The 12,141-nt window shown below is 53.7% G+C and carries 10 protein-coding genes; 3 read left to right on the top strand and 7 right to left on the bottom strand.

Translation table 11 applies throughout. The features are described from left to right. The first annotated feature begins 144 nt into the window (after nt 1-144). Nucleotides 145-1,878, top strand: coding sequence for an arginine--tRNA ligase (gene argS, locus ACREYP_RS08830; RefSeq protein ID WP_008453907.1), 1,734 nt, complete (start codon nt 145-147; stop codon nt 1,876-1,878). A 59-nt stretch (nt 1,879-1,937) separates the two neighbouring features. On the opposite strand, the gene bglB is transcribed toward argS, so the two are convergent. From bglB to flhB, 5 genes are all read right to left on the bottom strand, one after another. Then, nucleotides 1,938-3,077 (bottom strand): beta-galactosidase BglB, encoded by a 1,140-nt coding sequence (gene bglB / locus ACREYP_RS08825; protein ID WP_336818057.1) that lies wholly within the window; start codon nt 3,075-3,077, stop codon nt 1,938-1,940. Between the two features lie 4 nt (nt 3,078-3,081). Next, nucleotides 3,082-4,665, bottom strand: a complete 1,584-nt coding sequence (locus ACREYP_RS08820; protein WP_008453905.1) for an MFS transporter — start codon at nt 4,663-4,665, stop codon at nt 3,082-3,084. Between the two features lie 248 nt (nt 4,666-4,913). Further along, on the bottom strand, nt 4,914-5,309 hold the full coding sequence (gene flhE / locus ACREYP_RS08815) for a flagellar protein FlhE (protein ID WP_336818056.1): 396 nt from the start codon (nt 5,307-5,309) through the stop codon (nt 4,914-4,916). A gap of 3 nt (nt 5,310-5,312) precedes the next feature. Then, nucleotides 5,313-7,391 (bottom strand): flagellar biosynthesis protein FlhA, encoded by a 2,079-nt coding sequence (flhA, locus tag ACREYP_RS08810; RefSeq protein ID WP_008453903.1) that lies wholly within the window; start codon nt 7,389-7,391, stop codon nt 5,313-5,315. Then, nucleotides 7,384-8,535, bottom strand: coding sequence for a flagellar biosynthesis protein FlhB (gene flhB / locus ACREYP_RS08805; protein WP_008453902.1), 1,152 nt, complete (start codon nt 8,533-8,535; stop codon nt 7,384-7,386). The genes flhA and flhB overlap by 8 nt, the downstream gene beginning before the upstream one ends. A gap of 263 nt (nt 8,536-8,798) precedes the next feature. On the opposite strand from flhB, the gene ACREYP_RS08800 reads away from it, so the two are divergent. After that, complete coding sequence (locus ACREYP_RS08800; protein WP_336818055.1) at nt 8,799-10,304, top strand: deoxyguanosinetriphosphate triphosphohydrolase family protein; 1,506 nt, start codon at nt 8,799-8,801, stop codon at nt 10,302-10,304. Then, the gene (locus ACREYP_RS08795) at nt 10,285-11,052 is read left to right on the top strand and encodes a hypothetical protein (RefSeq protein ID WP_336818054.1); all 768 of its coding nucleotides are present in this window, start codon (nt 10,285-10,287) and stop codon (nt 11,050-11,052) included. Before ACREYP_RS08800 ends, ACREYP_RS08795 begins: the two co-directional genes overlap by 20 nt. A 34-nt stretch (nt 11,053-11,086) precedes the next feature. Here the strand turns inward: ACREYP_RS08795 and cheZ are convergent, their stop codons facing one another. Together cheZ and cheY are read right to left on the bottom strand one after the other, a co-directional pair. Next, nucleotides 11,087-11,737 (bottom strand): protein phosphatase CheZ, encoded by a 651-nt coding sequence (cheZ, locus tag ACREYP_RS08790; protein WP_008453901.1) that lies wholly within the window; start codon nt 11,735-11,737, stop codon nt 11,087-11,089. A gap of 10 nt (nt 11,738-11,747) precedes the next feature. Then, nucleotides 11,748-12,137, bottom strand: a complete 390-nt coding sequence (gene cheY, locus ACREYP_RS08785) for a chemotaxis response regulator CheY (RefSeq protein WP_008453900.1) — start codon at nt 12,135-12,137, stop codon at nt 11,748-11,750. Nucleotides 12,138-12,141 lie beyond the last annotated feature (4 nt).

The following is a 12,141-nucleotide window of genomic DNA, read 5'->3' as shown; positions in this document are numbered from 1 at the left end:
GCCGTTAATAATAATTGCACCGCCCGCTAGCGAGGCTTTTGCTGACGTCGGAGCGTAAATAACGTTATACTCACGCCCTGTTTCTTTCCTCATTTTTAGGCGGCCCTTGACGTGGCTGCCCAGTACAAATTGTAAGGTATACCGGTGAATATTCAGTCTCTTCTCTCAGAAAAAGTCAGCCAGGCGCTGATTGCTGCAGGTGCGCCAGCGGACTGCGAACCGCAGGTTCGTCAGTCAGCAAAAGTCCAGTTCGGCGACTATCAGGCCAATGGCGTGATGTCCGTTGCTAAAACGCTGGGCATGCCGCCGCGACAGGTTGCAGAGAAGGTCATCGCTAACCTCGATCTGACCGGGATCGCCAGCAAAGTTGAGATTGCCGGCCCTGGCTTTATCAACATTTTCCTCGACCCGGCATTTCTGGCGAAAAACATTGATGAGGCCGTGGCGTCCGATCGCGTTGGCGTGAGCGTGTCTGAACCGCAAACTATCGTCGTCGACTACTCTGCGCCAAACGTTGCCAAAGAAATGCACGTGGGCCACATTCGCTCCACCATCATCGGTGACGCGGCCGTGCGCACCCTGGAGTTCCTTGGCCACAAGGTCATCCGTGCCAACCACGTTGGCGACTGGGGCACTCAGTTCGGCATGCTCATCGCGTTCCTGGAAAAACAGCAGCAGGAAAACGCGGGCGAAATGGCGCTGGCTGACCTGGAAGAGTTTTACCGCGCGGCCAAAAAACACTATGACGAAGACGAAGTTTTTGCCGAGCGCGCCCGTGGTTACGTGGTAAAGCTGCAGGGCGGCGATGAATACTGCCGTGAGATGTGGCGCAAGCTGGTCGACATCACCATGACGCAGAACCAGAAAACCTACGAACGCCTCAACGTGACGCTGACTCGCGATGACGTGATGGGCGAAAGCCTCTACAACCCAATGCTGCCTGGCATTGTGGCGGATCTGAAAGAGAAAGGTCTGGCGGTAGAGAGCGAAGGCGCGACCGTGGTGTTCCTGGACGAGTTCAAGAACAAAGACGGCGACCCGATGGGCGTGATCATCCAGAAGAAAGATGGCGGTTACCTCTACACCACCACCGACATCGCCTGTGCCAAATACCGCTACGAAACCCTGCACGCCGACCGCGTGCTCTACTTCATCGACTCTCGCCAGCACCAGCACCTGATGCAGGCGTGGACCATCGTGCGTAAAGCTGGCTACGTGCCGGAGTCCGTCACCCTGGAGCACCAGATGTTCGGCATGATGCTGGGCAAAGACGGCAAGCCGTTCAAAACCCGCTCCGGCGGCACCGTGAAGCTGACCGACCTGCTCGATGAGGCAATGGAACGCGCCCGCGGTCTGGTTGCGGCGAAGAACCCGGATATGCCTGCAGACGAACTGGAAAATCTGGCGAAAGCGGTAGGTATTGGTGCGGTGAAGTACGCCGACCTGTCCAAGAGCCGTACCACCGACTACATCTTCGACTGGGACAACATGCTCGCCTTCGAGGGGAACACCGCGCCGTACATGCAGTATGCCTACACCCGCGTCCTGTCCGTGTTCCGTAAGGCCGACCTCGACGAAGCCGAACTGCTGAAAGCGAAGGTTGTTATTACCGAAGACCGTGAAGCTCAGCTGGCCGCCCGCCTGCTGCAGTTTGAAGAGACCCTGAATGTGGTTGCCCGCGACGGTACGCCGCATGTGATGTGCGCCTATCTGTACGATGTTGCCGGCCTGTTCTCCGGCTTCTACGAGCACTGCCCGATTCTCAGCGCCGCCGATGAAGCGACCCGCAACAGCCGCCTGAAGCTGGCGTTGCTCACCGCGAAAACGCTGAAGCTGGGTCTGGATACGCTGGGTATCAACACCGTAGAACGTATGTAATTCTTCAGCTATACAAACAAAAACCCGGCCACCGTGCCGGGTTTTCTTTTTTAAGCGACTCAGTAATAGCCGCGCAGATATTCCGTCATACACAGAATGGCCATCGCCTGGCCGTACGGCATAGAAGTCAGCGGTATCTGGCGGTAAAACTCAAGATTACTGCCCATGCCGGTGCCAAACGACGTTTGCAGCAGCTCCCCTTCCGGCGAGATATTAGCCACAATACCGCGCATCGCCTTTTCTCCGACTGCCGCATAGTCTGCGCTGATGTAGCGCTTTCGCGCCGCCTTGAGAATGCCGTAGGCAAAACCGGCCGTCGCCGAGGCTTCCAGGTAAGAATCGGGGTCATCAAGTAAGGTATGCCAGAGGCCCGTTTCATGCTGGCATTTCGCCAGCGCCTCTATCTGCCGGTTCAGCACCTGCAGCAGATAACGGCGTATCGCGCTGGTTTCAGGCAAACCAAGCAGCTCAAGGAAGTCCGGGATAACAATAGTCAACCAGCTGTTACCCCGTGCCCAACGTGCGTGAGCGAAGTTGTGGCAGCCGTCGTAGCTCCAGCCGTGAAACCACAGCCCGCTCTCCCTGTCCATCAGGTTCTGAACGTGCAGTAAAAACTGATAGGTCGCCTCCTCCACATACGCTTTGCGCCCAAGCAGCTTGCCGATTTTCGCCAGCGGAAGCACCGTCATCATCAGCGTGTCATCCCACATCTGCCGATGGTTCTCCTCCGCCAGGGTAATGTGCTGCATCCCGCCAAAATCCGTGCGCGGCATCTCATGCATTGCCCATTCGGCCCAGCTTTCAAGCCAGGGCAGATGCGCTGGATTCAGACTTTCTTCATAGCGATACGCCAGCGTCAGAAACGGTGCCATTGTGTTGACGTTTTTGGTGGTCGCCCCTTCGGCAAAACGCGCGGTAAACCAGTCGTCGATGATATCCCGCATCGAGGTATCTCCCGTCTGGCGGTAATACTGCCAGATCCCGTACAGTCCGATCCCGTGCGTCCATTCCCAGCCGGCCCAGCCCTTGGTATCGATCGTCCTGCCATCATCCAGCCGCAGCAAAAACTCACCGCTTGCATCCTGAATATTGACCAGATTATCGGTCACCTTCTCTATCAGCGCTTTCAGTTCGTCCCTGGCAATAAAACGCTCAGGCTGACGTAACAACGGGCTGTGCTTAACGGGCCAAACCTTCATGATATTAACCTCCATGGTATGTTGAATTCGGTGATGCATCGGTCTGAAGCGTTGACGCAGGCGGCTTATTGCGGTTGAGGTAGCCAATGTTGTTATTGCCCCAAAGGGCTTCGAACGGCATCCCCGCCAGCATTTCTACCGTCGCTCGAGCTTCCGGAGAGCTGGCCTGTGGAATTGCGCTGCCAGACTCACGCATTTTGGCCGTCTCTTCACGCAGCGTACTGTGGGTTTGTAGATTGAGCCTGAAGCGCAGGGAGACAAGGAACCCACAGGCCAGCACCAGCAGCGTGCCCACGCTCAGGATGATCAGAATGGTGTGGCTAACCTCCTCAGGCTGCGTTTTTTGCCCGCTGACAAAGCCAGACATTTGCATCACGATGCCCACCAGCATCACCGCACCTGCCTGCGAAGCTTTACGCGTCAGGGTCATGATCCCGGCAAAAATCCCCTCCCGGCGCTGGCCGGTTATCACCTCATCCACATCGGCAATGTAGGTGTAGGTATTCCAGGGAACATAGTTGATGCCTCCTCGCCCCAGTCCGGCGACGGCTGAAACCAACAGCAGCAGTGCATACACATCGCTAAGCCCCGCATAGTAAAGCAGCGCGTAGGCAAGAGAGCTGATGCCAAACAGCACCACAACCATGCGGTAAGACGGTGCGGGCCCAAAGCGGATGCACAGCGGGATCATCGCGATAACCGCGATAAACTGAAAAATCGCCATGGTGCCGAGCAGATTCGAGGCAAAAGAGACCTCCTGCATCAGTACGAAAACGACGTAGTAAGTGAAGACCGCATTAAAGACATCCTGCGCAATATAGCCGCCAAGATACATGCCCAGATGCTGGCGAAAAATCTTTATCCGCAGCGTAGATCCCAGCTCAACAAACAGGCGGTTGAGGCTTTGCCCGAGGCTTAGCTGCTGCTTCTCCGCTTCCGCCCGAAGCGCGGCTTCCGTCCACGCCTCGCGTGGGCGCTCCCAGGTAAAACACCAGACAAACGTCAGCATCAGCGCGCACAGTACGGAAAACACCAGGCTTGCATAGAAGAAGGAGATGGCGCTGTCTTTGCCAAACTGGGTCAACAGTATGCCCGGCAGGAAAGAGGCAAGTATCGCCGACATTTGTGCCATAGAAATCCGCGCGCCCGAAAACTTGGTTTTCTGTTTAAAGTCATCGGTCATTTCCGGCACCAGCGTTTCATACGGCACCAGAATCATGGTGTAGACGACATCAAAGATCAGATAAGTGACCAGGTAGTACCAGAAATCCATGTTGCCTACCCACATCAACGAATAGCTGAATACGCAGGGAATGCCGAGCAGGATAAAGAACTTCCTTCGTCCGAATCGCTTGCCGAGCCGGGTGGAACCGAAGTTATCGGTAAGAAAGCCCATCAATGGGCTGACCAGCGCATCCAGCACCCTGGCCGCAGCAAAAATAAAGGTGGCCTCAATGGGAGAGAGCCCGCAAAACGTGGTGTAAAAATAGAGCAACCAGGCCGCCGTAAGCGCCGTGGTCCCTGCCCCTAAAAAGTCGCCTGAGCCATAGGCCAGGTAATTCGTGAATCCAATCTTCCGTGTTCTCATCGCCGTCAGCCCTTATGGTTTTTCGGAGACTCCCTGATGACTGCTCCTCGCTCCGGGAGTAAATACACGGTTAAAGGTAAAAGCATCGCGCCAGTGATACCTCTGCGTTTCTGCCACCGGCAAACGGAAAATGGCAAAAATACAAAGGGACCCCGGGCATGAGTCACTGATTGATAAAACAAAAGGGTTTAACGCGGAAAACGAGAGGTCGGCCAGCGGATGAAGCCGCGGGCCGGTAAGAAAGAGACTTACTGCACGTAGTTAACGATGACCTGATTACTGCGTACCCGCAGCGGCGGGTACATAGAACCGCCGCCCGGTACTTCCCAGACAAAGCGCAACGGCTGATTTGCATCGGTGTTGGTCAGCCCGCGCGTGGTGCCGCTTGCACCCTCAAGCGGGGTGCAATTCGTCGGTGAACAAAGTTTGACGGTCAGCCCCGCAGGCGTCGGGCCATCCAGCACGTAGGTCCAGGCTATCAGCGTCATTCTGCCGCTGACGGGCTGCATCGGTTTCAACGGCCGGGACGAGGCCGTTACGCCCCGGTTACTGAGAGTCACGCCAATCCCGCTGTCCTGCCAGGAGCCCTCACCTAACGCCAGGGCACCAAACGGCACCAGCAGCATCAAAAGTAACGCTTTCATTCTTTATTTCGCTCCGATAGTTGCCGTCATGCGGATATTGCGGTTGTCGGACAGCTCCAGGCTCGAGAGCACAACCAGCTGCGGCAGCGTTCTGCGTAAGAAGCGCGCCAGCAGCGGACGCAGGGCATGGTTCACCAGCAGCACCGGTGGTGCACCCAGCATTTCCTGGCGCTGCAATGCATCCTGAGTCTGTTCCAGCAGGCGATCCGCCAGCCCCGGTTCAAGGCCACCCCCGCCCTGCAGCGCCTGCAGCAGCAGACGCTCAAGAGACGCATCCAGGCCGATAACCTGCACTTCACCGGTGCCGGGGAACCATTGCTGGGTGATAGCCCTGCCCAGCGCCACGCGAACCACGGCGGTGAGCTCATGCGGATCGCTCTGAATAGGCGCATGCTCCGCCAGCGTTTCCAGAATGGTTCGCATATCGCGGATCGGCACTTTCTCTTCAAGCAGGTTTTGCAGCACTTTATGCAGCGTGGTCAGCGTCACCACCGCCGGGATAAGATCTTCCGTCAGCTTAGGCATTTCCTGCGTCACGCGGTCAAGCAGCTGCTGCGCTTCCTGGCGGCCAAACAGCTCTGGCGCAAACTGTCCGATAAGGTGGTTCAGGTGCGTTGCCACCACGGTACTCGCTTCAACCACGGTGAAGCCCTGAATTTGCGCCTGCTCTTTCAGCGCGCTCTCAATCCAGATGGCGGCCAGGCCAAAGGCCGGATCAATGGTCGCCTCGCCCGGTAACGTCCCTGCGGCGGTGCCGGGGTTAATCGCCAGCCAGCGGCCTGGGTAGGCATCCCCGCTGCCAATTTCTACGCCCTTCATCAAAATACGGTAGCGCGCGGGCGGCAGATCCATATTGTCGCGAATATGCACCACCGGCGGCAGGAACCCCATCTCCTGGGCGAATTTTTTACGAATACTGCGAATACGGCCCAGCAGCTCGCCGTCCTGCTGGAAATCCACCATCGGAATCAGACGATAACCCACTTCCATGCCCAGCGGATCTTCCAGCTGCACGTCATTCCAGGTCGCTTCCACGGCCTGATTATTTTCCGGCATCTTCACCGGCTGAGGTGCTTCCGGCTCGGCCATCTGGCGGCCACGCATCCACCAGGCCAGGCCCAGCAGTGCGGCGGTAAACAGCAGGAACACAAAGTTCGGCATACCCGGCACCATCCCGAGCAGCCCCAGCACGCCAGCGGCCAACAGCATTACGCGCGGGTTGTTGAACAGCTGGGTCACCATCTGTTCACCGACATCCTGATCGGTCGCCACGCGGGTAACAATCACGCCCGCAGCGGTGGAAATCACCAGCGCCGGGATCTGGGCGACCAGGCCGTCACCGATGGTCAACAGCGTATAGCTCTGTGCCGCCGCTCCCATCGCCATATCGTGCTGGATAACCCCGACCATCAGGCCGCCCACCACGTTAATCACCATGATGATAAGCCCGGCCACGGCGTCGCCGCGCACGAACTTACTCGCCCCGTCCATTGAACCGTAAAAGTCAGCTTCCTGGGTCACTTCAGAACGGCGTTTTTTCGCTTCCTCTTCACCAATGATCCCGGCGTTCAGATCGGCATCGATAGCCATCTGTTTCCCCGGCATCCCGTCCAGCACAAAACGTGCCCCGACTTCGGCGATACGTCCCGCACCCTTGGTGATAACCATAAAGTTGATGATAACGAGGATGATAAACACCACGATACCGATGGCGAAGTTGCCGCCCACCAGGAAGTGTCCAAAGGCTTCAACCACTTTACCCGCTGCCGCCGCACCGGTATGTCCTTCCAGCAGGATGATACGGGTAGAAGCCACGTTTAGCGCGAGGCGCAGCAAAGTGGTAAACAGCAGAATGGTCGGAAACGCCGCGAAGTCCAGCGTGCGCTGGGTGAACATCGCCACCAGCAGCACCATGATCGACAGCGCGATGTTAAAGGTAAACAGCAGGTCGAGGACAAACGGCGGCAGCGGCAGCACCATCATCGACAGAATCAGCAGGATCAGTACCGGTCCCGCAAGAATTTGCCATTGCCCAGATTTCATGTTGCCCGGCAGGCGCAACATCGCAGCCAGATTAGCCATCGGAGTCCTTCTCGTTTGCAAAGTCCAGCGCCTCAGGCACCGGCAGATTTTCAGGTTTCTTCGGAATTAAGCCGCCCGCCACGCGCCAGCGGCGCAGCTGCCAGACCCAGGCCAGCACTTCCGCCACGGCAGAATAAAGCTGGCCGGGGATCTGCTGCCCAATTTCCGCATGTCGGTACAGCGCACGCGCCAGCGGGGGGGCTTCCAGCATCGGGATGCGGTTTTCATTGCCAATTTCTTTAATGCGCTGAGCGATCAGCCCGGCACCTTTCGCCAGGACTTTAGGCGCGCTCATTTTGTTTTCGTCGTACTGCAGAGCCACCGCATAGTGGGTCGGGTTGGTCACGATAACGTCAGCTTTTGGCACATCGGCCATCATGCGGCGGCGCGCAATCGCTCTTTGCTGCTGGCGAATACGCCCTTTAATGTGCGGGTCGCCCTCATTCTGTTTGTACTCGTCACGAATATCCTGGCGAGTCATGCGTAACTTTTTAATGTGGCTGTAAATCTGGAAGAAGACGTCAAATCCCACCATCGGGATAAGGCCCAGAATCACCAGCAGGGCGCAAAGCGCCACCATGTTGAGCGCGCTGGCAAGGGCAGTAACCGGGGACTCACTCATCAGGCGCATCATCGCCGGCCAGTTGTGCCACAAATACCAGGCAGCCACGCAGCCCACCAGCACCGCTTTCAGCAGCGCCTTGAGTAACTCCGCTGCCGTCTGCATAGAAAACATCCGCTTAATGCCGGCAATCGGGTTGAGCTTGCCGAGATTAAACTTGATCGACTTGGCGCTAAAGTTCACGCCCCCCAGCAGCATCGGCGCGGCTATCGCGACAATAACCAGGCCGGAGATCAGCGGCAGCAGCGCCATCACGGCAAGCTTAATCAAATGGCTGATCTGATTCACAATCAGGCTGGGGTCGTTGATGATTTTGTGGTCGAAGTGCAGGCCATCAGACAGCATGGCACCGAGCATCTTGCCCAGCGACGCCCCGCCCATCCAGATAATGCACAGCCCTACCAATAACATCAGCAGGGAAGTCAGTTCACGGGAACGCGGGATCTGCCCCTCTTCACGCGCCTTTTCAAGTCGGTGGGCCGTGGGGGCTTCTGTTTTTTCCTGATCGCTATCTTCAGACACCGCAACAATCTCGTGGCCGCATTTTCAAGGACAGCATGCCAGAGCACGGTTGGGCTAATAGAGGAATTACAAACGTTTTTGTACGTTTATTTTGACGTTAACGGGTACTGAGCGAAGGAAGCCGTAATTTTTCATTCTCATTGCAAGATGAAATGCGAGATCCCTCGAAAGATTAAAAATCGGTGTCATTGCAGCATAGTGCCTCGTCGTCTTTCCATGTATCTTCAATGCGATATAAACCATACAAATACAAAGGATATATTATGCAGTGGAGTATGTTACTTAACGACCAAAGGCGTAAAGATAAACACGAACAAAAAACTACTAAAAATAGCGCGTTTTCCAACACCTCTGGGGGGCGTCAAGAAATTGAACGGGATTATGACCGCATTCTATTTGCGGCTCCAACCCGAAGGCTTGCAGATAAAACTCAAGTATTCCCCCTGGATCAAAATGACAGCGTTCGCACTCGACTGACTCATTCTCATGAAGTGGCCAATCTCGCCCGCAGTATTGGTGTTCGACTGGCTTTCGAGTTTCGAGAGAAGGTATTTGATGATTTACCTGTTTCATGCCAGCTTCAGCGGGACGTGCCTGCTCTGCTTGCCGCTATCGGCCTGGCCCACGACCTGGGTAATCCGCCCTTTGGCCATCAGGGCGAAACGGCAATGCAAGAATGGTTTACCCGGATGATTGATAAGGAAACGAATGCCAATGCACCGTTTTATGATGACTTCCGTTTATTTGACGGGAACGCTCAAACATTCAGGTTAGTGACAAAATTGCAGATTTTGAACGACACTTATGGTCTAAATTTAACCTACGCTACACTTGCATCATTAATCAAATACCCTCGCTCAAGTTATTCTGCTGATAAAGGAATCTGGAAAAAACACGGCTATTTCTATTCTGAAGAGAATATCGTCAAAGAAGTCTGGGAAGAAACAGGATTACAAGAAGGCATTCGCCACCCCTTTACTTATATTATGGAAGCCTGTGATGATATCGCTTATTCCATTCTGGATGCGGAAGACATTGTCAAAAAGGGATTGGCATCATTTCATGACTTAATGGATTTCCTTACGTGTTGGGATGAGGAAAACCCTGAGCCTGAAAACAATATAATTTCCGATGTCATTGATTATAGCAAAGAGAAAAATAAAATATTTTCCGACAAAAAATTAAAACTCTCCCCTTCTGAACTGAATGATACCAGTATGCAAATGTTCAGAGTAAGGGCTATTTATAAATTGGTCACCGCTGCTGTTGATGCATTTACTTCAAATAAAAATAAGTTTCTTTCTACCGAGTGTGACATTGCTAATTTAATATCCATAAGTAAGGGAAAAAATTTGTGTAAGGCATTAAAAAAGTTCGATCAAACTCGAGGATATCGCCACCCCAGTGTACTCAAACTCGAACTGAAAGGTTCAAACTACATTAAAGAGCTGATGAGCATGCTATGGGTTGGTATTCATGGGCACAAAACCGATGAAGAGAAGGAGAAAGAACAAACTGTCGCAAACAACGATCTACCGCCAAGGGAAGAATTTGCCTCTTCGACACCGTTCGGAAAATATGCCTATGGACGGATATCAGAAAACTATCGAAGAATTTTTGAACAAAAAGATGACTCAAACCCTCTTCCACAGCTCTACAGAGAAGCTCAGCTTCTGGCCGATGCAATTTCAGGCATGACCGATAGCTATTTGATTGCCCTGCACGATGAGCTAAAATCACTGTATGAGTATGAACATCGTCAACAGTAACGGAATCCTGCGTCAGCGTGTAAAAAACTACTTCACGTCAGACGCGGCAAGCAATCAAATCGCCAGCGAGCTCATTCATTCGCTGGCTGAGCATGCTCATGTCTACATTTTTGGCGGCATGATACGAGATCTTGGTCTTTACGGGACTGAGGGTTTTTCTTCAGACATTGACCTGGTTTACGAGGGGTCACGACAGGCGCTACAAAACACGCTGTTCCATATAGGCATAACCAACCCGATTGAGAATAAATTTGGTGGTTTTCGCTTCCATTATTCCCAGCATGATTTTGATATCTGGTGTCTCGAAGATACATGGGCATTCAAAAACAAGCACATTTCACTTGAAGATATTAATAGCTTGTTAAAAACAACACTCATGTCCTGGGATGCTATTATTTATGACGTTGCTAAAAATGAAATCATTGCTGAAGATGATTATCTTAGCAATCTAATGAACCGTCATCTTGATGTTGTTTTAACTGACAATCCAAACACGATTGGTTCAATGGTTAAAATACTGAGAACAATATACATCAAGGATGTTGTAAGCCTGGGACCTAAACTTTGTGACTTTTTACATGAAAGACTGCAGAAAAGTAACATCAATGACATTATTGAATATGAACAGGCCCATTATAAACAACAGACAATAGTGAAAGAGTATGTATTAAAACTTTATAATGATCTTTCGTGTCTTAATGATCAAAATGCTTTTACACTTAGACAATATCATCTAAGCAAAAAATAATAGCCACCCCGCCCATGACAGAGTGGCTAATAATTTAAAAGCCTAAGCTGTCCAGCAAATCATCAACCTGATCCTGACTTGCCACCACGCCGGCGGCAGAAGCATCAAGCTGCGGGCCGTTCAGCAAGCCTTCGTTCACGCGCTTGGCGCGAGCGTCCGGCTCCGGCATGTTTTCCAGCAGCACCATCAACAGCTGGCGCTCGATCTCCTGGATAACGTCCATCATGCGCTTGATAACCTGGCCGGTAAGGTCCTGGAAATCCTGCGCCATCATGATTTCCAGCAGTTGGGCGTTGGTGAAGCTGGTGTGTTCCGGAACGCCTGACAGGTAGCTGCGGGTGTCAGTCACCAGTTCGCGCGCATCTTTCAGCTCGATCGGATTTTCAAACCATGCATCCCAGCGGCCGCTCAGCGCTTTCGCTTCGCTTTCCAGCTGGTTCTGGTGAGGCTGAGACAGCTCCACGCAGTTCAGGGCGCGCTCGGCGGCCTGCGCGGTCATCTGCACGACATAGTCCAGGCGATCGCGGGCATCAGGAATAGCTTCAGCCGCTTCAGCAATGGCCTGGTCGAGCCCCAGCTCACGCAGGCTGTCGCGCAGCATGCGGGTCAGGCTGCCGATACGTGCAATGATATCGGTTGGTGAATGCTCGTGTATCTCTGTTGCCGGGTTTGTTGATGAGTGCATTTGCGCCTCCTTACATGCCGAGCTTTTCGAAAATTTTGCCCAGTTTCTCTTCCAGTGTTGCCGCAGTGAATGGCTTAACGACGTAGCCGCTTGCCCCGGCCTGTGCGGCTGCAATAATGTTTTCTTTTTTGGCTTCTGCCGTAACCATCAGCACCGGCATCGCTGACATCGCGCCGTCGGCACGAATGGTTTTCAGCAGCTCCAGACCGTCCATGTTCGGCATGTTCCAGTCGGAAATCACAAAGCCGAAACCACCGGCCTGCAGTTTGTTCAGCGCGTCTACGCCGTCTTCCGCTTCTTCAACGTTATTAAAACCCAGCTCTTTAAGCAGGTTACGCACGATGCGGCGCATGGTTGAAAAGTCGTCTACGACCAGAAACTTGAGTTCTTTGTCCGCCATAAAA

It is taken from the genome of Enterobacter sp. TMH.L2 (assembly GCF_050847315.1).
In the GTDB taxonomy this organism is placed as follows: Bacteria; Pseudomonadota; Gammaproteobacteria; order Enterobacterales; family Enterobacteriaceae; genus Cedecea.
Note: the sequence above shows the minus strand (reverse complement) of the source record. Positions and strands in the feature narration are given on the sequence as shown.